Origin of the sequence: Aquincola tertiaricarbonis (assembly GCF_023573145.1) — a bacterium.
Lineage (GTDB): Bacteria > Pseudomonadota > Gammaproteobacteria > Burkholderiales > Burkholderiaceae_C > Aquincola > Aquincola tertiaricarbonis_B.
In genome coordinates, this window is sequence record NZ_CP097636.1 from 2,733,228 (window position 1) to 2,755,185 (window position 21,958).

The following is a 21,958-nucleotide window of genomic DNA, read 5'->3' on the forward strand; positions in this document are numbered from 1 at the left end:
GTATCAGCAAGGCCTGCTCGGTATATTTGACCTTGGCGGCTGGCACCCCTAGCCTGCGGGCACAACACAGCAGGAGACAACATGCACCCGCATGCCCACCACCACGCCCGCCGCACCGTCGGCGCTGTCGCCACGACAGCGGCCGCCTTGCTGGCCGGCCTGGCCACCGCACCCGCGCTGGCGGCCACCAGCATCCTCTTCGTGGGCAACAGCTACACCTTCGGCCGGGTCGATCCGGTGATGAGCTACAACGCCGCCAACGTCACCGACCTCACCGCCGCGATGTGGGCCGCCAACCCCACCGGCAGCAACGCCTTCGAGCCGCACCCGTGGGGCGGCGTGGCCGGCATCTTCAAGCAGTTCACGGTGCAGGCCGGGCTGGACTACGACGTGGCGCTGTCCACCCGCAATGCGGCCTCGCTGCGCGGCCACTACCTCAACAGCAACCCGGCCGGCTGGGACCTGCGGGGCAACATCGCCTCGCAGAAGTGGGACCAGGTGGTGCTGCAGGAGCAAAGCGACGAAGCCCTGCCGCGCCAGCCCGGGCTGGCTTCCAACCCGGCCTACTTCGAGGCTTATGCCAGCCAGATCGAGCGCTTCGTGCACGATGGCCAGGCCACCAGCTACCGCGAGCGCGACCTGATCGGCGGCAGCACCGCCGCCTGCCAGGCCGCCACCGGCGCCAGCGCCGGCACCTGCAACCTGCTGCGCAACATCCCGGCCAATGCCAACGCCAGCGCCGACACCCAGCTGTACCTGTACCAGACCTGGGCCCGGCCCAACCTGGTGAATGCGCCCTTCACCACCGTCACCGACCCGACCACCGGCGCGGTGAGCTTCACCACCACGCCGGCCACCTCCTTCTATCCCACGCTGGAGGCGATGACCGCCGACCTGCACAACGCCTATGTCGGCCTGGCCGCCAGCAAGCCGGGCTTTGCCGGCGTGGCGCCGGTGGGCAACAGCTTCATGCGGGCAGTGACCGAAGGCGTGGCCACCCGCGACATGTACGCGCCCGACGCCGCCACCGACGGCAAGGTGGACTTGTGGTGGGACGATGGCACCCATGCCAGCAAGTACGGCTCCTACCTGAGCGCGCTGACGCTGTTCGGCACCGTCACCGGCGTCGATCCGGCCAGCCTGGGCGGCGCCGAGGTCGCGGCGATGGACCTGGGCATCAGCCGTGCCGATGCGCTGGCGCTGCAGCGCGTGGCCAGCCTGCAACTGGGCTTCACGCCGCCGGTGCCCGAGCCCGGCAGCTATGCGCTGATGCTGGGCGGCCTGGCTGCGCTGGGCGCATGGACGCGGCGCCGCCGAACCCATGCCCAAGGAGGTACCCGCTGATGCGCCCACGCTTCATCACAACCGCCGCCACCGCGCTGGCCTTGCTGCTGGCCGGCTGCGCCCTGCCCGGCGGGCAGCCGGCCAGCGGCGCCGGCAGGCCCGACGTGCCGGTGTTCGCCGCCGAGGCCGCCGCCACGCCGATGGACTGCCCGGCCGAGGTGCTGCAGCAGGCGCCCGGCACCCGCTGCCTGAGCGGCCGCGACACGGCCGGGGCGTTCTACCTGATCGCCTTGCCCGCCGGCTGGCAACCCGGCCAGGGCGACCTGGTGCTGCATGCCCATGGCGGCCCTTCGCTGGGCGCGCCCACGCTGGCCCGCACGGTGGAAGACCTGCAGCGCTGGGCCATCATGCCCCGCGCCGGCTATGCCTGGGCCGGCTCCAGCTTCCGCCAGGGCGGTGTGGCGGTGCGCGCCGCCGCCGAGGACACCGAACGGCTGCGCCAGCTCTTCGTGCAGCAGGTGGGTGCGCCGCGCCGCACGCTGCTGCACGGCCAGTCCTGGGGCGCCAGCGTGGCGGCCAAGGCGGCCGAGACCTACACCCGCGACGCGGCCGGCCGGCGCCCCTACGACGCGGTGCTGCTGACCAGCGGCGTGCTGGCCGGCGGCAGCCAGGCCTACCAGTTCCGGCTCGACCTGCGGGTGGTGTACCAGGCGCTGTGCGGCAACCATCCGCGGCCCGACGAAGCCGCCTACCCGCTGTGGCAGGGCCTGCCGGCCGGCGCACGCATGACGCAGGCCGACCTGCGCAGCCGCGCCAACGACTGCCTAGGCCTGGACCAGCCGGCCGCCCAGCGCACGCCGGAGCAGCGGCGCAAGCTGGACACCCTCACCTCGGTGATCCGCATCCCGGCGTCCTCGGTGCTCAGCCACCTGGCCTGGGGCACCTGGCATTTCCAGGACATCGCCCTGCACCGCAGCGGCGGCGGCAGCGTGTTCAGCAACCAGGGCGTGCGCTACACCGGCTCGGCCGACGACGCGGCGCTGAATGCGGCGGTGGCCCGCTACCGCGCCGACCCGGCCGCGGTGGCGCGCTTCGCGGCCGACACCGACCTGGGCGGCCGCATCCCGGTGCCGGTGCTCACGGTGCACGGCATCGACGACCCCACCGCCTTTGTCGAGATGGACGACAGCTTCCGCCGCACGATGGTGGCGGCCGACACCGCCGACCACCTGGTGCAGACCTTCACCGCCCACGACACCCACAGCTACCTGGCCGACCCGGTGTACCCGGCGCTGCTGGATGCGTTGCAGGACTGGCTGTCCACCGGCCGCGCACCCACGCCGCAGGCCGTGTCGGCGCGCTGCGAAGCACTGAAGCCGCGCTTCGGCGAAGGCTGCCGGTTCCGGCCCGATTACCGGCCACCGCCGCTGTCCAGCCGGGTACCGCCGCGAGAAATGACGATGCCGTAGTTACATATCCGGCACTTCCTGCCGAAAACATGACTCCCGCACGGCGCTCGCCCTGGGCGCCTTGCACCATCGACTAGGAAGTACGGATGTTCTTGAGCAATCTATCGATCGGCAAGCGGCTGGCCCTGGTGCTGGGCGTGATCCTCTGCCTGTGCCTGGCCAGCAGCCTGTTCGCGGTGCTGAAGCTGCGCCAGATCGGCGAACAGGTGGACCGCATGGTCGCCGACAACGCCCGCACCGAGCGCGCCACCGCCGACTGGCTGCGCAACACGACGGCCGGCATCCAGCGCGCCGCCGCCATCGCCAAGAGCAGCGACACGGGGCTGATCGATTACTTCGCGCCGGCCACCAAGCAGTCCATCGCCGAGACCAACGTGCTGCAGGAGCAGATCGAAAAGGCGATGAACACGCCCGAAGAGCGGCAGATGTTCGAGGAGGCCGGCAAGCTGCGCACCGCCTACCTGGCCGCGCGCAACGACGTGAGCAAGCTCAAGCAGGCCGGCGACCTGGCCGGTGCCAGCAAGCTGTTCGACGAGCGCTTCGAGCCCACCTCCAAGGCCTACCTGGCCGCCGTCACCAGGATCTCGGACCTGCAGCGCCGCTACCTGGACGAAGCCTCGCAGCAAAGCACCGAGCTCACCCACCGCACCGCCACGCTGCTGACGGTGTGCGCGCTGTTCGCCACCGCGCTGGGCGTGCTGCTGGCCTGGCAGCTGTCGCGCAGCATCGTGCTGCCGCTGCGCCAGGCCGAATCACGGGCCAGCGCCATCGCCCGCATGGACCTGACCGGTGCGCCGCAGACCACCTATGCCAAGGACGAGACCGGCCAGCTGCTGCGCGCCATCGACACCATGCGCAGCGCGCTGCAGCAGGCGCTGGGCCAGGTGCGCAACGTGGTGGACAGCATTTCCACCGCCAGCAGCGAGATCGCCACCGGCAACCACGACCTGAGCGCCCGCACCGAGCAGACGGCCAGCAACCTGCAGCAGACCGCCAGCTCGATGGAGGAGCTGACCGCCACCGTGCAGCAGAGCGCCGACATGTCGGCCCAGGTGAACCAGCTGGCGGCTTCGGCGGTGGACGCTGCGCGCCGCGGCGGGCAGGTGGTGTCGCAGGTGGTCTCGACGATGGACGAGATCCATGCCAGCTCGCGCCGTGTGGCCGACATCACCGGCACCATCGACGGCATTGCCTTCCAGACCAACATCCTGGCATTGAATGCCGCCGTGGAAGCCGCCCGTGCCGGTGAGCAGGGCCGCGGCTTCGCGGTGGTGGCCGGCGAGGTGCGGCTGCTGGCCCAGCGCTCGGCCGAGGCCGCGCGCGAGATCAAGTCGCTGATCGCCGCCTCGGTGGAACGCGTGGCCCACGGCACACAGCTGGTGCAGGAAGCCGGCGGCACCATGAGCGAGGTGGTGACCAGCGCGCAGCGGGTGACCGACATGATCGGCGAGGTGACGGTGGCCACCGCCGAGCAGCGCGACGGCATCGGCCAGGTGAACAGCGCGGTGAGCCAGCTCGACCAGATGACGCAGCAGAACGCCGCGCTGGTGGAAGAGTCCACCGCAGCCACCGCCAGCCTGCAGGAGCAGGCGCAACGCCTGGCCGGGGTGGTGGGCGAGTTCAAGCTAGCCTGAGCCGTCCGGCGCCCAGCGCGCCAGCATGTCCGACAGCTGCGCCATCGTCACCGGCTTGCTGAGGAAATCGTCCATGCCGGCCGCGCGGCAGGCGGCCTGGTCCTCGGGCATGGCCGCCGCGGTCAGCGCCACGATGGGCAGGCGGCGCGTGCCGGGCGGCTGGCGCGCCTCGGCGGCGCGGATGCTGCGTGCTGCCTCGAAGCCATCGGTGCCCGGCATGTGGCAGTCCATGAACACCAGCGCATAACGCTGGCGCCGCACCGCCTGGGTGACCTGGGCACCGTCGGCCACCACGTCCACCTCGCACTGCAGCCGGGTCAGCATCTCGCGCAGCACCATCTGGTTGACCGCGTTGTCCTCGGCCAGCAGCACGCGGCAGCGCTGGGGTCCGGTGGCGGCATCGGCCAGCGTCGCCTCGGAGGCGGCCGCCTCCTCCTCCACTGGCGGTGCCTCGGGTGCCGGCACCGGCGCCACCGGCAGCGTGACGACGAAGCAGCTGCCCTGCCCCGGCGTGCTGTGCACACGGATCTCGCCTCCCATCACCCGCGTGAGCTGCCGCACGATGGACAGGCCCAGCCCGCTGCCGCCATGGCGGCGGGTGGTGGAGGAATCGGCCTGCACGAAGGGCTCGAAGATGTGCGCCCTGTGCGCGTGCGAGATGCCGATGCCGGTGTCCTCCACCTCGAACACCAGCTGCAGGCCGCCACGCGCCGCAGCCGCGGCCGGCCCGCAACCCAGGCGCAGCGTCACCTCGCCTTGCGGCGTGAACTTGACGGCATTGGCCAGCAGGTTGAGCAGCACCTGCTGCAGCCGCAACGGGTCGGCCATCACCTGGTCCGGCACCTCGGGCTGCACTTCGGCCCGCAGTTGCAGCCGCTTGAAATGCGCCTGCGGCCGCACCACCGCCATCGACTCGTCCACCAGCCGGCGCAGGTCCACCGGCTCGGTTACCAGCTCCAGGCGGCCGGCCTCGATGCGCGAGAGGTCGAGCACGTTGTCGATGATGCCCAGCAGCACCTGGCCCGACTGGCGGGCCGTCTCGGCATAACGGCGCTGGTCGTCCGACAGCGGCGTGCCCAGCAGCAGCTCGGTGGCGCCCAGCACGCCGTTCATCGGCGTGCGGATCTCGTGGCTCATCATCGCCAGGAAGCGCGACTTGGCCACGCTGGCCTGCTCGGCCATGCGGCGGGCCAGCCGCAGCTCATGGGCCTGGGCTTCCAGCTCGCAGGTCTTGCCTTCCAGCTTGTCCACCAGCTGGCGCGCGGTGCGCACCGCGGTGCGGGTGCGCAGCCGCAGCCGCTCGGTGACGAAGCCGGTGAACGCCAGGTAGCCACCGGTGAGGTACATCACCGCGGCCAGCGTCAGCCGCTCGCCCCAGCGGCCCGCCTCCAGCCCCAGCGCGGCCAGCAGCAGCACATAGGCCAGGTAGGCGCCCACCACCACATGGCTGAAGTACAGCGCCCGCCGGAAGCCGTAGCCCACCTGGTCGGCCACCCGCACCAGCAGCAGGTAGCCGAAGAAGAGGTGCGTCTGTTCCAGCCAGTGCAGCGTGAGCAGCCACATCGGCAGGTCGAGGTGCATGAACAGCAGGCTGAGGTCGAGCCGACCGGTGCGGCCATAGAAGCGCCACAGCGCGGCCCAGCTGAGCAGGCTGTAGCCCAGGCTGGCGGCCACCAGCGCCCACAGCGCCGGATCGTCCTGGCGGCTGCCAGGCGTGTTGATCACGGCCATGAAGCACAACACGGCAAAGCCGATCAGCCGCACCAGCGGAATCTGCACGGCATGCACGCGCCGCGCATTGGCCGATTTGCGCTGCTGCAGCTCGGCCGGATCGAGCGTGAAGCTGGAGTCCTGCGGCGGCATGGGACCGGGGGAGTGAGCCTCGGACCAGCTTATCGCGCAAAGCGCTAGGCGTGGCTCCCTAGTCGGGCACCGTCACAGCTCCAGCTTGTAGCCCACGCCGTAGATGCTGCGGATCGGGTCCTGGCCCGGCGCCGCCGCCTCGAGCTTGCGGCGCAGGTTCTTGATGTGGCTGTCCACCGCGCGGTCGGTGACGGCGCGGCCGTCGTCGTGCAGGCGGTCGAGCAGGCTGTCGCGCGAGAACACGCGGCCCGGCGTGGCGGCCAGGGCCTTGAGCAGGCGGAACTCCACCGGCGTCAGCTCCAGCGGCACGCCGCGCCAGCTGGCGCGCCAGCCGGCCTCGTCGATCTGCAGCGGGCTGGGCGTTGGCGGCAGGCCGCGGCGGGCGCGGCGCAGGATGGCCCGCACCCGGGCCATGATCTCGCGCGGGCTGAACGGCGTCTTGCAGATGTAGTCGTCGGCGCCCAGGTCCAGGCCCAGCAGGCGGTCGGCCTCTTCCACGCGGGCGGTGAGCATCACGATGGGCACGTCGCTGCGCTCGCGCAGCGCGCGGCACACGGCCAGCCCGTCCATGCCGGGCAGCATGATGTCCAGCAGCACCAGGTCGGCCGGCTGTGCTTCCATGGCCGGCAGCACCTCGCGGCCATCGGCGATCCACTGCGGCTCATGGCCTTCGGCACGCAGGTAGTCGCCGATGAGGCTGGCCATCTTGGGCTCGTCCTCCACCACCAGGATGCGGGCGCTGGCGCCGTTCATGCCGCCGCCTCGCCCGAGGTGGGCAGCACCACCCGCATCGCCAGGCCGCCCAGCGCCGAGGGGCCGGCATCGATGCGGCCGCCGTGCGCGGCCACGATGCTGCGACAAATGGCCAGGCCCAGGCCGGCGCCGCCGCTGGCGCGGCTGCGCGAGCCTTCCACGCGGTAGAAGCGGTCGAACAGGCGGGTGACGCGGTGCGCCGGCACGCCGGGTGCGGAGTCCTCGAACTCCAGTTTCACGGCCTGCCCGCCCGGCTCGGCCTGCACCCGCACCAGCAGCAGTCCGCCGGCATCGGTGTAGCGCACGCTGTTTTCCATCAGGTTGTTGAACAGCTGCTGCAGCCGCCGCTCGTCGGCCAGCACCACCGGCGGCTCGGCGGGCCATTCGGTGCGCAGCGTGAGCCCGGCCTCGGCCAGGCGGCCGGCAAAGGCGTCCAGCGTGGTGCGCAGCAGGTCGACGATGTCCACCGGCGCCTTGCGGTAGGTGAGCGCGCCCACGTCGGCCAGCGACAGGTCGTAGAGGTCGCTGACCAGCTTGTTCAAGGTGGCCACCTCGGCCTGCAGCGACTTGACGGTGGCCGGCGTCATCGCATGCACGCCGTCCTCGATGGCTTCCAGCTCGCCGTGCAGCACGCCCAGCGGCGTGCGCAGCTCGTGCGACACATCGGCCAGGAAGTCGCGGCGCATGCGCTCGTTGCGCTCCAGCGTGTCGGCCAGGGTGTTGAAGTCGCGGGCCAGCTGGCCCACCTCGTCGTCGGCATCCACCACCACGCGGCTGCCGTACTCGCCAGCGGCCAGGCGGTGCGTGGCCTCGGCCACCCGGCGCACCGGGCGCAGCAGCCGCCGCGCCACCCACAGCGCGATGACGGCGGCCAACAGCACGCACACCGCGCCGATGGTCCAGCTGAAGCGGATCTGGTGGCGCTCGAAGCGCTGGTCGGCACCGCCGCTGACGGTCTGGAACGGCGCCATCAGCAGCCAGCCCACGCGCTCGCCATCGACCACGATCTCGCGCCGTACCGAGTCGGCGTCCACCGCGCCGTAGCCGACGACGAAGCGCTCCTGGTCGTCCAGCAAGGTGAAGCGCAGCAGCGCGCCGGTGAGGTCGGACACCGGCCTTGCCGGCTGCCCGCTGCCAGCCGCCGGCACGGAAGCTGCATCGGCCGGTGACCGCAGGATGCGGAACCACTCGGGTCGGTTCCCCTGTACGAAACCCCAGCTGCCACTGGCCGCATAGGCGCGCGCCAGCCGCGGCACGGCGGCGTCCATGCGCAGCAGGGCCTGCTCGTTCAGGTAACCGATGAAGCCGCGGGTGTAGCTCCAGTGGGCGGCCACGCCCATCGCCAGCACGGCGAAGGCAGCGATGGCCAGCACTGCCAGAAACAACCGGGCCGTGATGCTGATCTTCATGCCAGCCCGATCTCACCGCGTTCAGCGGCTTGCTGCAAGCGCCGAACAGCAAGCCCACCCAGGTTCACCGCCTTCAACTTTCGTCCACATTCCTCCGCCAGCATCGCCCGCATGAAATGCCCTTGCCCCGCCTCCCCCCTGCCCGCCGGGCACGCCCGCCTGCCGGCGTTGCTGCTCGTCGCCGCGCTGGCGCTGGCCGCCTGCTCCAAGGCTGAAGACAAGAAGGCCGCCGCGCCCGCCGGCCCCAAGGAAGTGGGCGTGGTGACCTTGCAGCCCGAACGGCTGGCCGTGACCACCGAGCTGCCCGGTCGCACCACGGCCCGGCTGGTGGCCGAGATCCGGCCCCAGGTGGGCGGCATCGTGCAGAAGCGGCTGTTCACCGAAGGCTCGATGGTCAAGGCCGGCGACGTGCTGTATGTGATCGACCCCGCCAGCTTCCAGGCCACCTTCAACAGCGCCCAGGCCAGCGTGCGCAAGGCCGAAGCCGCGGTGGCGGTGGCCCAGACCACCGCCCAGCGCAATGCCGAGCTGGTGAAGATCGACGCCATCAGCCAGCAGGCCAACGAACAGTCGCAGGCGGCGCTGCAGCAGGCCCAGGCCGACCTGGGCGTGGCCCGCGCGGCACTGGAAACCGCGCGCATCAACCTCGGCTTCACCCGCATCACCGCGCCCATTTCGGGGCGGGTGGGCCTGTCCACCGTCACGCCGGGGGCGCTGGTCACCGCCAACCAGGCCACCGCGCTGACCACGGTGCAGCAGCTCGACCCGATCCACGTGGACGTGACGCAGTCCAGCACCGAGGTGCTGCGCCTGAAGCGTGAGCTGGCCGCCGGCCGGCTGCAGCGCGGCGGCGATGGCGAAGCCCGCACGACCCTGGTGCTGGAAGACGGCAGCCAATACCCGCTGGAAGGCAGGCTGGCCTTCAGCGGCGTGAACGTGGACACCGGCACCGGCAGCATCACGCTGCGCGCGGTGGTGCCCAACCCGCAGGGCCTGCTGATGCCCGGCATGTACGTGCGCGCCGTGCTGCAGGAAGGCGTGCAGGACGAGGCGCTGCTGGTGCCGCAGCAGGCGGTCAGCCGCAACGCCACCGGCAAGGCCTCGGCCCTGGTGGTGGACGCCGAGAACAAGGTGGCGCGCAAGCCGATCTCGGTGGACCGCGCGATCGGCAACCGCTGGCAGGTGACCGGCGGGCTGCAGGCCGGCGACCGGGTGATCGTGGAAGGCTCGCTGCGGGTGAAGCCGGGCGACACGGTGCGCGCGGTGGCCGCGGCGGCCAGCGCCGCCGGTGCTGCCAGCGCACCCGGGGGCGCTGGCGGTGGTGTCAATGCGGGGGCGGGGGCGGGGGCGGGGGCGGCCGCCGCCGCGGCCGCGCTGCCGGCCACCCGCTGAAGGAGCACCCGCCCATGGCCCGCTTCTTCATCGACCGACCCATCTTCGCGTGGGTCATCGCCATCGTCATCATGCTGGCCGGCCTGCTGTCGATCCGGCAGCTGCCGCTGGAGCAGTACCCCGACATCGCGCCGCCGCGCATCTCGATCAACGCCACCTACACCGGCGCCTCGGCCAAGACGGTGGAAGACTCGGTCACGCAGGTGATCGAGCAGCAGCTCAAGGGGCTGGACAACCTCACCTACATGCAGTCGACGAGCAGCTCGGCGGGCAGCTCGCGCATCACGCTCACCTTCAATGCGGGCACCAACCCCGACGTGGCGCAGATGCAGGTGCAGAACAAGCTGCAGCAGGCCATGTCGCGGCTGCCGCAGACGGTGCAGAGCCAGGGCGTCACGGTCACCAAGGCGGGCAGCGACTGGCTGCTGATCATGAACTTCATCTCGGCGGACGGCAGCATGTCGAACGTCGACATCGGCGACTACGTCACCACCAACCTGCTGGACATCATCAGCCGCATCGACGGCGTGGGCGAGGCCCGCACCCTGGGCACCGGCTATGCCATGCGGCTGTGGCTGGACCCGGCCAAGCTCGAGAAGTACGGCCTGATGCCGTCGGACGTGTCCACCGCCATCAATGCGCAGAACGCGCAGGTCTCGGCCGGCCAGCTGGGCGCGCTGCCGGCGATGCCGGGCCAGCAGCTCAATGCCACCATCACCGCGCGCAGCAAGCTGCAGACGGTGGAGCAGTTCGAGAACGTGGTGCTCAAGAGCACGCCCGACGGCGCCCTGGTGCGCATGAAGGACGTGGCGCGGGTGGAACTGGGCGCCGAGAACCTGACGGTGAGCACGCGGCTCAACGGCCAGCCCGGCGCCGGCCTGGGCGTCATCCTGTCCAGCGGTGCCAATGCGCTGCAGGTGGCCGATGCGGTCAAGGCCAAGATCGAGGAGCTGCGCCCCACCTTCCCGCCCGGCCTGGAGCCGGTGCTCAACTACGACACCACGCCCTTCATCGGCGCCTCCATCGACGAGGTGGTCAAGGCCTTGTTCGAGGCCATGCTGCTGGTGGTGGTGGTGATGTACGTGTTCCTGCAGAACTTCCGCGCCACGCTGATCCCCGCGATCGCCGTGCCGGTGGTGCTGCTGGGCACCTTCGGCGTGCTGGCAGCCTTCGGCTACTCGATCAACACGCTGACCATGTTCGGCCTGGTGCTGGCCATCGGCCTGCTGGTGGACGACGCCATCGTGGTGGTGGAAAACGTCGAGCGGGTGATGAACGAGGAAAAGCTCTCGGCGCTGGAGGCCACGCGCAAGTCGATGGCCGAGATCACGCCGGCGCTGGTGGGCATCGCGCTGGTGCTGTCGGCGGTGTTCATCCCGATGGCCTTCTTCGGCGGCTCCACCGGCGTCATCTACCGGCAGTTCTCCATCACCATCGTCTCGTCGATGGTGCTGTCGGTGCTGGTGGCCTTGACGCTGACGCCGGCGCTGTGCGCCACCTTCCTCAAGCCCCATCCGCATGGCGAAGGCGGTGAAGGCACGCCGCGCAAGGGCCCGCTGGGGCTGTTGGACCGCTTCTTCGCGCGCTTCAACCGCGGCTTCGACCGCACCGCCGACCACTACCAGCGCAGCATCGGCGGCATCGTCAAGCGGCCCAAGCGGGTGCTGCTGGTGTACCTGGTCATCGGCGCCGCGATGGCGCTGCTGTTCGCGCGGCTGCCCACCTCCTTCCTGCCCGACGAGGACCAGGGCATCCTGCAGGCGCAGATCAAGCTGCCGCCGGGCGCCACCGCCGAACGAGCTCAGGCCGTGCTGCGTGAAGTGGAGGCGTATTTCGCCCAGCAGCCCGACGTGCTGACCTTCGGCTCGGTGAGCGGCAGCGACGGCGACCAAGCTTCGGCCCGCGCCTTCCTGCGGCTCAAGGACTGGAGCGAGCGCACCCGGCCCGAGCAGAGCGCCGCCGCCATCGCCCGCAAGGCCACACGCGACCTGTCGCGCATCCGAGATGCGCAGATCTTCGTCGTGCTGCCGCCCGCCGTGCGTGGCCTGGGCTCCAACGCCGGCTTCAACTTTTTCCTGAAGGACGTCAACGGCCTGGGCCACGATGCCCTGGTGCGCGCCCGCCAGCAGTTCGTGGAGCTGGCCGGCCAGCGGCCGGAGCTGTCGCGCACACGGTCCAACGGCCTGGACGACACGGCCGAATTCGTGGTCGACATCGACGACCGCAAGGCCGGTGCGCTGAGCCTTTCCACCGCCAACATCAACAGCACGCTGTCCAGCGCGATGGGCGGCACCTACATCAACGACTTTCTGGACAACGGCCGCGTCAAGCGCGTGTACATGCAGGGCGACGCGCCCTTCCGCATGGCGCCCGACGACTACCAGCAATGGACGGTGCGCAACAGCGACGGCCGCATGGTGCCCTTCAGCGCCTTTGCCAGCCACCGCTGGGGCTACGGCTCGCCGCAGCTGCAGCGCTACAACGGCAGCCCGGCCGATGAGATGGTGGGCGACGCGGCGGCGGGCGTGAGCTCGGGCACGGCGATGAAGGTGGTGGAAGACATCATGAAGGAGCTGCCCGCCGGCATCGCGCTGGACTGGACCGGCGCCTCCTACCAGGAGCGGCTGTCGGGCTCGCAGGCGCCGCTGCTGTATGCGGTGTCCATCCTGTTCGTGTTCCTGTGCCTGGCGGCGCTGTACGAAAGCTGGTCGGTGCCCTTCTCGGTGATCCTGGTGGTGCCGCTGGGGGTGCTGGGCGCGCTGCTCTTCACCTCGGCCCGCGGGCTCACCAACGACGTGTACTTCCAGGTGGGGCTGCTCACCACGGTAGGCCTGTCGTGCAAGAACGCGATCCTGATCGTCGAATTCGCCAAGCAGCTGCAGGAAGCAGGCAAGAGTATCGTCGAGGCCACCTTGCAGGCGGTACGGCTGCGGCTGCGGCCCATCCTGATGACCTCGCTGGCCTTCGGCTTCGGCGTGCTGCCGCTGGCCATCGGCACCGGCGCGGGCGCCGGCGGCCGCCAGTCCATCGGCACCGCGGTGCTGGGCGGCATAGTGGTGGGCACGGCGCTGGGCATCTTCTTCGTGCCCCTCTTCTTCGTGCTGATCCGCAGCTTCTTCGCCCGCCGCAAGAAGGCCGCGCCGGCCACCCCGGCCACGACGCTGGAAGGGAGCCACGCATGACGCGGCCCACCGCCTTCAAGACCCTGACCGTGCTGGCCGCCGCGCTGCTGGCCAGCGGCTGCGCCAACTTGGCGCCACCCTACGAACGACCGGCGCTGCCGGTGCCGGCCACGCTGCCGGCGGCGGTGCCGCTGGCCATCACGCCGACGGCACCGCCGACCGCGCCGCGGGCCGCGGCCACCGCATCGGCCCCGGCCGACACCACGGCCGGCCCGCGCCTGCCGGCCGAGCAGGCTGCGGCCACCGCGTGGCGCGGCTTCTTCACCGAGCCGCGGCTGCGCGCCACGGTGGAGCTGGCCCTGGCCAACAACCGCGACCTGCGGGTGGCGGCACTCAACATCGAGCGCGCACGCGCGCAGTACCGCATCCAGGAAGCGGCCACGCTGCCGGCCGTCAACGCCACCGGCAGCGGCAACCGCCAACGCCAGCCGGCCAGCGTGTCCAGCAACGGCGAGGCGCGCATCACCAGCACCTACACCGCGCAGCTGGGCATCTCGGCCTATGAGCTGGACTTCTTCGGCCGCGTGCGCAACTTGAGCGATGCGGCGCTGCAGACCTTCCTGTCGACCCAGCAGAACCGCCGCACCACGCAGATCGCGCTGGTGGCCGACACCGCCACCGCGTGGCTGAACCTGGCCGCCGACCAGCAGCGCCTGCTGCTGGCCCAGCAGACGCTCAAGGCCCGGCAGGACAGCTACGAGCTCACCCGCCGCGCCTATGAGCTGGGCGGCCAGTCGGGCCTGACGCTGGCCCAGGCCCAGACCACGGTGGACAGCGCGCGGGTGGACGTGGCGGCCTATACCACCCAGGTGCAGCAGTCGCGCAATGCGCTGGAGCTGCTCATCGGCGGCCCGGTGCCGGCCGACCTGCTGCCCGACCCGCTGGCCGGCAGCGCGATCGAGCGGCCGGTGGCCGCGCTGGTCGAGGTGCCGCCGGCCCTGCCGTCCACCGTGCTGCAGCAGCGGCCCGACGTGGTGGCCGCCGAGGAACTGCTCAAGGGCGCACAGGCCAGCATCGGCGCGGCGCGGGCGGCCTTTTTCCCGCGCATCACGCTCACCGCCGCGGCGGGCGTGGCCAGCGGCGAGCTGTCGTCGCTGTTCTCGGGTGGCAACGGCGCCTGGAGCTTCGTGCCGTCGATCAGCCTGCCCATCTTCACCGGCGGCAGCAACCAGGCCAACCTGGACGTGGCCGTGGCCCAGCGCGACATCCAGCTGGCCACCTACGAGAAGACGCTGCAGGTGGCCTTCCGCGAGGTGGCCGATGCGCTGGCCCAGCGCAGCACGCTGGCCGAGCGGCTGGCCGCCCAGCAGTCGCTGACCGAAGCCACCGGCCGCACGCTGCAGCTGTCGCAGGCGCTGTTCCGCAGCGGCGCCTACAGCTACCTGGAGGTGCTGGACGCCCAGCGCACGCTGTACACCGCGCAGCAGACGCTGATCACGCTGCGCCTGGCCGAGCAGGCCAACCGGCTGACGCTGTACCGCGTGCTGGGTGGGGGCTGGGCCGACGCCAGCTGATCACTTCGGCGCAGTGCGGCTTTACATGGACTCAACGGGGGTGCCCACGCGTTGGCTTAGCATTTCCACCATGTCCTGCCTTGCCGCCATGCGCCCCCTTCTCGCCGCCCTGCTGGCCACCGGCCTGCTGCTGACCGGCTGCGCCACGACGCAGCGCAGCCGCAACATCACCTACGAAACCTTCCAGTCGGACGACACCCACGCCCGCCACTACGACGCCAGTGGTGCCCAGGCCTGCGAAGCCGCGCGCCGCGCGCTGCTGAGCCAGGGCTACCTGGTGGGCCAGGCCAAGAACGACTACGTCAACGGCCGCAAGAATTTCCAGCCCGAGCGAGAGACCCACGTCGAGATCGACCTGCGCGTGACCTGCGCGCCCGAAGGCGACGACGGCAGCACCGCGGTGGTCTTCGTCACCGCGCTGCAGGACCGCTATGCGCTGAAGAAAAGCAGCACCTCGGCCAGCCTGGGCGTGGGCGCGCTGGGTTCGCTGTCGCTGCCCTTCTCGGCCAGCGACGACTCGCTGGTGAAGGTGGCCAGCCAGACGATCGCGGACGCCACCTTCTACGAACGCTTCTTCGCGCTGATCGACCGCTACCTGGATCGCACCGGCCCGCCGCCACCGCAGACGGCGGCCTCGGCCGCATCGGCGCCCGGGGCGGCCGCCAACTGAGCCGCCCGACCGCGATGGCCCGGCGCCTGCTCACCGGCCTGAAGCTGCTGCTGCTGGGCCTGCTGGCCCTGGTGGCGGTGCTGGCCTTCAACACTTGGCGCCAGCCCTCGCGCCAGCTGGCCGTGCCGGCGCGACCCCCGGTGGCGGTGGACGCCGATGCGGTGGCGCGCAAGCTGTCCGAGGCGGTGCAGCTGCGCACCGTCTCCATCGACGGCCAGCCCGACGCGGCGGCGCCCGAGCTGCTGAAGCTGCATGCCTGGCTGCAGCAGCGCTTTCCGCAGGCCCATGCAGTGATGCAGCGCGAGTTGGCGGGCGGCTATAGCCTGCTCTACACCTGGCCCGGACGCGATGCGCAGGCTGCGCCGCTGATGCTGATGGCCCACCAGGACGTGGTGCCGATCGCGCCCAACACCGAAGCCGACTGGCAGCAGCCGCCCTTCAGCGGCGCGGTGCAGGGCGGCTTCGTCTGGGGCCGCGGCGCCTGGGACGACAAGGGCAACCTCGTGTCCATCATGGAAGCGGTGGAGATGCTGGCGCGCGCGGGCTTCCAGCCGCGGCGCACGGTGTACCTGGCCTTCGGCCACGACGAGGAAGTGGGCGGTGAACGCGGTGCGGCGCAGATCGCGGCGCTGCTGAAGTCGCGCGGGGTGAAGCTGGACTTCGTGGTGGACGAAGGCCTGCTGATCACCGAAGGCGTGCTCAAGGGCCTGGACGCGCCGCTGGCCCTGGTGGGCGTGGCCGAGAAGGGCTACGTGAACCTGGCGCTCAGCAGCCATGGCACGCCCGGCCATGCGTCGATGCCGCCACGCGAGACGGCCATCGGCTCGCTGGCCGTGGCGCTGGCCCGGCTGGAGGCGCAGCCGATGCCGGCCGGCATCCGCGGCGTGGCAGCGGACATGTTCGAACGCATCGCGCCCGAGATGTCGCTGCCGATGCGGGTGGTGCTGTCCAACCTGTGGCTGTTCGGGCCGCTGGTGCAACACCAGCTGGCGCAGGGCCCCAGCACCAACGCGATGCTGCGCAGCACCAGCGCACTCACCATGGTGGCCGGTGGCAACAAGGCCAACGTGCTGCCCGGCGAGGCCACGGCCAACGTCAACGTGCGGCTGCTGCCCGGCGACAGCGTGGCGGGCGCGGTGGCGCACGCCCGAAAGGCCATCGACAACCCGGCGGTGCAGGTGGCCGCCGCGCCCGGCCCGCAGGCCGAGCCCTCGCCCATCTCACCGGCCGATTCGGCCTCGTACCGGCTGATCGAGCGCACCGTGCGCGAGCTGTTCCCGGGCACGGTGGTGGCGCCCGGCCTGATGATCGGCGCCACCGATTCACGCCACCTGCTGGGCCTGGCCGAGCATGTCTACCGCTTCTCGCCGGTGCGGGCCCGCAGCGAAGACCTGCCGCGCTTCCACGGCACCAACGAGCGCATCGCCACCGCCAATCTGGCCGAGCTGGTGGCCTTCTACCACCGGCTGCTGCAGGCGGATGCGGAGGCGGCGGTGGCCGCCCCGCTCAAATAGCCTGATCCGTCAGGTCACCACCGTCGGCGTCTTGCGGCCGGTGAGCTCCGCGATGCGGGCCACGCTGCGGGCCACCGTGATCAGCGGCGCCAGCGCGGCCTGGGTGTCTTCGCCCTGCTTGTCCACGCTCGGCTCATAGCGCTCCAGGTACACCCGCAGCGTGGCGCCTTCGGTGCCGGTGCCCGACAGCCGGAACACCACCCGCGAACCGTCGTCGAACAGGATGCGCACGCCCTGCTTGGCCGACTGGCTGCCATCGACCGGATCGACATAACCGAAGTCGTCGGCCTGCTTCACGCGGCGGCCTTCCAGCACCTGGCCGGCCAGCTGCGGCAGCTGCGCGCGCAGCCCGGCCATCAGCTTGTCGGCGGCGGCAGTCTCTATGCCTTCGTAATCGTGGCGCGAGTAGTAGTTGCGGCCGTAGGTGGCCCAGTTCGCCCGCACCAGCTGCTCCACCGACTGGCCGGTGGCCGCCAGCACGTTGAGCCAGAACAGCACCGCCCACAGGCCGTCCTTCTCGCGCACATGGTCGCTGCCGGTGCCGTAGCTTTCTTCGCCGCACAGCGTCACCTTGCCGGCGTCCAGCAGGTTGCCGAAGAACTTCCAGCCGGTGGGCGTTTCGTAGCAGGGCACGCCCAGCGCTGCGGCCACGCGGTCGGCCGCCATCGAGGTGGGCATGGACCGGGCGATGCCGGCGATGCCGCCGGCATAACGCGGCGCCACGGTGGCATGGGCGGCCAGCAGCGCCAGGCTGTCCGAGGGCGCCACCGGGAAGTTGCGGCCGACGATCATGTTGCGGTCGGCGTCGCCGTCGGAGGCGGCTCCGAAGTCGGGCGCATCGTCCGCCGCCATGTGGGCGATCAGGTCTTCGGCGTTCACCGGGTTGGGGTCGGGGTGCAGGCCGCCGAAGTCTTCCTTCGGCTCGGCGTTCACCACGGTGCCGGCGGGTGCGCCCAGCACGCCTTCGATCAAGGCCTTGGCATAAGGGCCACCCACGGCCCACATCGCGTCGTAGCGCATGCGAAAGCCGCTGGCGAACAGCTGGCGGATGGCGCCGAAGTCGAAGCATTCGGCCATCAGCGCCGCGTAGTCGGCCACCGGGTCGATGACCTCCACCACCATCTGCTCGATGCGCTGCTCGCCCAGCGTGTCGATGTCGATGTCGGCCGCATCGCTGATGCGGTACTGCGTGATCTGCTGCGTGCGGGCGTGGATGCCGTCGGTGATCTTCTCGGGCGCGGGGCCACCGTTGCCCACGTTGTACTTGATGCCGAAGTCGCCATCGGGGCCGCCCGGGTTGTGACTGGCCGACAGCACGATGCCGCCATAGGCCCCACGCGCCCGGATGACGCAGCTGGCCGCGGGCGTGGAGAGGATGCCGCCGCGGCCCAGCAGCACGCGGCCGAAGCCATGGGCCGCGGCCATGCGCAGGATGGTTTGCACGGCTTGGCGGTTGTGGAAGCGGCCATCGCCGCCGACCACCAGCGTGCTGCCTTGCGCACCCTCCAGGCCATCGAACAGCGCCTGCACGAAGTTTTCGAGGTAGCCCGGCTGCTGAAAAACGGTGACCTTCTTGCGCAGGCCCGACGTGCCTGGTTTCTGGCCGTCGAAGGGCTGAGTGGTATGGGTGACGATCGTCATGGAAGCTCCTGGACCCGGGCCGGGGAGAGTGAACTGCGTGGCGTCCGGTGGGGGGATTGTGGGCTGAAGATGGCGCCCCCAAGCTCGCTGCGCTCGCTGCCCCCCCGAGGGGGCGCAGGTTCCTTGGGGCGGCCCGGCGGAACCTGACGGCCTTCCCCATCAAGAGCAAACGGCACGCCCAGTCACACCGCGCTGCCAAGCCCGTGCGCCGGCACTGGCATGCCCCCAGGCTTAGGATGCAGGCCCCTCCCCTGCCGCACGGTCCCCACCGCCGCCCGCCCCTCGATGCCCGTTCAGGATGGATTGCCCACCCCCGCCCGCACCCATGCGATGGCGGCCATCGTGCTGGGGCTGGTGCTGGCGGTGCTGGACGGCACCATCGTCAACCTGGCGCTGCCGGGCATCGCCCGCGACCTGAACGCCAGCGCGGCGCAGGCGGTGTGGGTGGTCAACGGCTACCAGCTGGCCACGCTGGCGCTGCTGCTGCCGCTGGCCACGCTGGGCGACCGCATCGGCTACCGGCGGGTGTACTTCGGCGGCGTGGCGCTGTTCACCCTGGCTTCGCTGGCCTGCCTGTTGTCGGGCAGCCTCTGGTCGCTGGCGCTGTCACGGGTGGTGCAGGGCGTGGGCGCCGCCGGCATCATGAGCGTCAACACCGCGCTGGTGCGGCTGATCTACCCGCGCGCGCTGCTCGGGCGTGGCGTGGCCATCAACTCGCTCACCGTGGCCGGTGCCTCGGTGGCCGGGCCCACGGTGGCGGCGGCCATCCTGTCGGTGGCGCCCTGGCCGGCGCTCTTCGTGCTCAACCTGCCGCTGGGGCTGCTGGTCATCGCGCTGGGCTACCGGGTGCTGCCGCACAACCCCGCGGCCACGCCAGAGCATCCGGTGCCGGCGGCGCCTGCGCTGCTGGACGTGCTGCTCAACATCGCGATGTTCAGCCTCGTGTTCCTGGGCGCCGACCTGCTGGGCGCCCGCCACGGCGCTGACGGCAGCAGCGCCGCCAGCGGCCTGGCGCTGCTCGGCGGCGGCTTGCTGGTGGCGGCGCTGTACCTGCGGCGGCAGTGGTTCCAGCCGGCGCCGCTGATGCCCATCGACCTGCTGCGCATACCGATCTTCCGGCTGTCGATCGGCACCTCGGTGTGCGCCTTCGCGGGGCAGATGCTGGCCTTCATCGCGCTGCCCTTCCTGCTGCTCGACGGCCTGGGCCGCAGCCACCTGGTGGCCGGGCTGCTGATCACCGCCTGGCCGCTGGCCATCGTGGTGGTGGCGCCGATCGCGGGGCGGCTGATCGGCCGCTACCACAACGGGCTGCTGGGCGGCATCGGCCTGGGCGTGATGTCGCTGGGGCTGCTGCTGCTGGCGCTGCTGCCGGCGCATCCGTCCGACGCCGACATCGTCTGGCGCATGCTGCTGTGCGGCGCGGGCTTCGGGCTGTTCCAGTCGCCCAACAACCACACCATTGTCACCGCGGCACCGCCGCGGCGCTCGGGCGCGGCCAGCGGCATGCTGGGCACCGCCCGCCTGACTGGTCAGACGCTGGGCGCGGTGCTGCTGGCGGGCATCTTCAGCGTGTTCGGCAGCCAGGACGGCCGCGGCGCCCTCGTCGCGCTGGGGCTGGCGGCCACCTTCGCCGGCGTGGCCGGCCTGCTGAGCCTCTTGCGGGTGCGGCACACGGTGGCCGCCACCGCTTGAAGCGTGGAGTTACGCCGCGGGCGTCGCCTGGCGCACGCGCAGGCCGGCCAGGGCTTCCACCCGGCGCAGCAGCTCGCGGTCGTTCCAGGGCTTGCGGAAGATGCCGTACAGGCCCTGGCACTCGCGCACATGGGCCTGCAGCTCGTCATGGCCGGTGATGGCGAGGATGGGCAGGTCCTCGGTCTCCTGGCTGCCCTGCACGTGGGCGATCAGCTCCACGCCGCCCATGTTGGGCATCTCCAGGTCGGTGATCAGCACCGAGAAGAAGTCGCGGGGCAGCGCCGCCAGCGCCTCGTGGCCGTCGTTGGCCAGCACCACACGGTAGCCGGCACCCTCCAGCAGCTTGCGCAGCTTGGCGCGCACCACGGCGGAATCGTCCACCACCAGCAGCGCGGGCGGCGTGGCGGGTTCGCCGCCAGCGGGCTGGCCAGGCGGCGGCAGCGGCTCGCCGGTGGCCGCGGCGGCCACGACGGCGGTGGTGGCGGCGGCCGAAGCGGCGGCATCGGCAATCGCCTGGCGGGCGGCGGAATGGGCTTCCGCCACCGGCTCGACGGCGCGCAGGGGACGCACCGAATCGGTGCGGGGGGCCTCGTCGAGAGACGTCAAACGGCCTTCACCCCGGCGGCCGACCAGCAACAGCACCACGAACAGCGCCCCGGCGATCAGGGTCGGCACCAGGTAGGGCCCAAACGCCTCCCAGGTTTGAGACCAGAACAAGTCGGGCGTTGGCAGGCTCAGGTTCATCACGACATCCCAATGGCAATCGGCAAGCATGAACATCGACCCCGCCAGCGTGGTCTTGAGGACGGCATGCGGTGCCGGCGGCCATCCCCCCAAGGTCGGGATGGCGCCCCCCGGTTGAATGCCCTTCAATCGCGGGTCCGCCCTGCCGTCACCCTTTCCGGAACGTGAAGCACACCGCCCCCTTCCTGCTGCGCTGCCTGGCTGCCGCCACCCTGCTGGGCGCGGCGACCTGGGCGCAGGCCGTGTTGGCCGAGCCCGCACCGGCCGCCGGCAGCGAGGCGGAGATGGTCAGCATGCTGCGCAGCGACGCGCAGCGCTACGAAACCGGCAGTGGCACGTCGCGCGACCCTGCCTTTGCGGCCGTGCTGTACTGCCGCGCCGCCAAGCTGGGCGATGCCGAATCGCAATACCACCTGGGCTGGATGTATGCCAACGGCCGCGGCGTCGAGCGCCAAGACGGCTGGGCCGCCTGGTTCTTCGAGGCGGCGGCCGCACAGGGCATTCCGCAGGCGCCCAACATGCTGCGGCTGCTGGGCGGCGTGGCCGCGGTGCAGCCCGATTGTCTGAAGGACCCGGTGGCGCCTGCGCCCGATCCGGTGGCGGTGGCCGCCGCCGAAGCCGCAGCCGCCTCGGCCGCCGCGATGGAAAAGCTCAAGGCCACGTCGCCCAAGCCCATCGTCGAGATGGTGATGAAGATGGCGCCCGAGTACGACGTCAACCCCGGCCTGGCGCTGGCCATCATCAAGGCCGAATCCAACTTCGACGCGCAGGCCCTGTCGCCCAAGAACGCGATGGGCCTGATGCAGCTGATCCCCGAGACGGCGGAGCGCTTTCGCGTCAAGAACGCGTTCGACCCCAAGCAGAACATCCGCGGCGGCCTAGCCTACCTGCGCTGGCTGCTGGCCTATTTCGAGGGCGACGTGAGCCTGGTGGCCGCCGCCTACAACGCCGGTGAAGGCACCGTGGAGCGCTACCAGGGCGTGCCGCCCTACAGCGAGACCCGCGCCTACGTGAAGCGTGTGCTGGGCTTCGTCGGCGCGCTGGCGCATCCGTTCGACGCACGGGTCACGCAGCCCTCGCCGCGTCTGCAGAAGACGCGCACCGCCTCGCAGCCCTGAGCGGCTGTCGCGGACCATAAGCGCACCTAATGGTGCGCGGGCAATTCACGATGCCGCAGGTGCATCGGGCTCCCTAGCA

At 71.2% G+C, this 21,958-nt stretch carries 15 protein-coding genes; 10 read left to right on the top strand and 5 right to left on the bottom strand.

Features of this window, described 5'->3' with window-relative positions; all coding sequences use genetic code 11:
- Positions 1–81: 81 nt before the first annotated feature.
- From MW290_RS26940 to MW290_RS26950, 3 genes are all read left to right on the top strand, one after another.
- Entirely contained in the window at positions 82–1,344 is a 1,263-nt protein-coding gene (locus tag MW290_RS26940; RefSeq protein WP_250197435.1) for a PEP-CTERM sorting domain-containing protein, read from the top strand.
- Positions 1,344–2,753, top strand: a complete 1,410-nt coding sequence (locus MW290_RS26945) for a hypothetical protein (protein WP_250197436.1) — start codon at positions 1,344–1,346, stop codon at positions 2,751–2,753. Before MW290_RS26940 ends, MW290_RS26945 begins: the two co-directional genes overlap by 1 nt.
- Positions 2,754–2,839: 86 nt before the next feature.
- Positions 2,840–4,387, top strand: coding sequence for a methyl-accepting chemotaxis protein (locus MW290_RS26950; RefSeq protein WP_250197437.1), 1,548 nt, complete (start codon positions 2,840–2,842; stop codon positions 4,385–4,387).
- On the opposite strand, the gene MW290_RS26955 is transcribed toward MW290_RS26950, so the two are convergent.
- The 3 genes from MW290_RS26955 to baeS form a co-directional block, all read right to left on the bottom strand.
- Positions 4,379–6,250 (bottom strand): ATP-binding protein, encoded by a 1,872-nt coding sequence (locus tag MW290_RS26955; protein ID WP_250197438.1) that lies wholly within the window; start codon positions 6,248–6,250, stop codon positions 4,379–4,381. The genes MW290_RS26950 and MW290_RS26955 overlap by 9 nt on opposite strands.
- Before the next feature lie 72 nt (positions 6,251–6,322).
- Positions 6,323–7,003, bottom strand: a complete 681-nt coding sequence (locus MW290_RS26960; protein WP_250197439.1) for a response regulator — start codon at positions 7,001–7,003, stop codon at positions 6,323–6,325.
- A complete protein-coding gene (gene baeS / locus MW290_RS26965; protein WP_250197440.1) occupies positions 7,000–8,412 on the bottom strand; it encodes a sensor histidine kinase efflux regulator BaeS in 1,413 nt (470 codons plus the stop codon). Before baeS ends, MW290_RS26960 begins: the two co-directional genes overlap by 4 nt.
- Before the next feature lie 111 nt (positions 8,413–8,523).
- Here baeS and MW290_RS26970 point away from each other — a divergent pair, with 111 nt between their 5' ends.
- From MW290_RS26970 to MW290_RS26990, 5 genes are all read left to right on the top strand, one after another.
- A complete protein-coding gene (locus MW290_RS26970) occupies positions 8,524–9,804 on the top strand; it encodes an efflux RND transporter periplasmic adaptor subunit (protein ID WP_250197441.1) in 1,281 nt (426 codons plus the stop codon).
- A 14-nt stretch (positions 9,805–9,818) separates the two neighbouring features.
- Complete coding sequence (locus tag MW290_RS26975) at positions 9,819–12,986, top strand: efflux RND transporter permease subunit (protein WP_250197442.1); 3,168 nt, start codon at positions 9,819–9,821, stop codon at positions 12,984–12,986.
- Positions 12,983–14,500: an efflux transporter outer membrane subunit gene (locus tag MW290_RS26980; RefSeq protein ID WP_250197443.1), complete on the top strand. Its 1,518-nt coding sequence runs from the start codon at positions 12,983–12,985 to the stop codon at positions 14,498–14,500. Before MW290_RS26975 ends, MW290_RS26980 begins: the two co-directional genes overlap by 4 nt.
- Positions 14,501–14,588: 88 nt before the next feature.
- The gene (locus MW290_RS26985; protein WP_250197444.1) at positions 14,589–15,170 is read left to right on the top strand and encodes a DUF2242 domain-containing protein; all 582 of its coding nucleotides are present in this window, start codon (positions 14,589–14,591) and stop codon (positions 15,168–15,170) included.
- Positions 15,171–15,184: 14 nt separating this feature from the next.
- Positions 15,185–16,684: a M20 family peptidase gene (locus tag MW290_RS26990; RefSeq protein WP_250197445.1), complete on the top strand. Its 1,500-nt coding sequence runs from the start codon at positions 15,185–15,187 to the stop codon at positions 16,682–16,684.
- A gap of 9 nt (positions 16,685–16,693) precedes the next feature.
- Here the strand turns inward: MW290_RS26990 and MW290_RS26995 are convergent, their stop codons facing one another.
- Positions 16,694–18,325: an alpha-D-glucose phosphate-specific phosphoglucomutase gene (locus tag MW290_RS26995; protein ID WP_250197446.1), complete on the bottom strand. Its 1,632-nt coding sequence runs from the start codon at positions 18,323–18,325 to the stop codon at positions 16,694–16,696.
- 285 nt (positions 18,326–18,610) lie between these two features.
- On the opposite strand from MW290_RS26995, the gene MW290_RS27000 reads away from it, so the two are divergent.
- Positions 18,611–20,017: an MFS transporter gene (locus MW290_RS27000; protein ID WP_250197447.1), complete on the top strand. Its 1,407-nt coding sequence runs from the start codon at positions 18,611–18,613 to the stop codon at positions 20,015–20,017.
- Positions 20,018–20,026: 9 nt separating this feature from the next.
- Here the strand turns inward: MW290_RS27000 and MW290_RS27005 are convergent, their stop codons facing one another.
- Positions 20,027–20,761 carry a response regulator gene (locus tag MW290_RS27005; RefSeq protein WP_250197448.1) on the bottom strand — a complete coding sequence of 245 codons (735 nt, stop codon included), beginning with the start codon at positions 20,759–20,761 and terminating at the stop codon, positions 20,027–20,029.
- A 164-nt stretch (positions 20,762–20,925) separates the two neighbouring features.
- Here MW290_RS27005 and MW290_RS27010 point away from each other — a divergent pair, with 164 nt between their 5' ends.
- Positions 20,926–21,879 carry a transglycosylase SLT domain-containing protein gene (locus tag MW290_RS27010; protein ID WP_250197449.1) on the top strand — a complete coding sequence of 318 codons (954 nt, stop codon included), beginning with the start codon at positions 20,926–20,928 and terminating at the stop codon, positions 21,877–21,879.
- Positions 21,880–21,958: the final 79 nt, after the last annotated feature.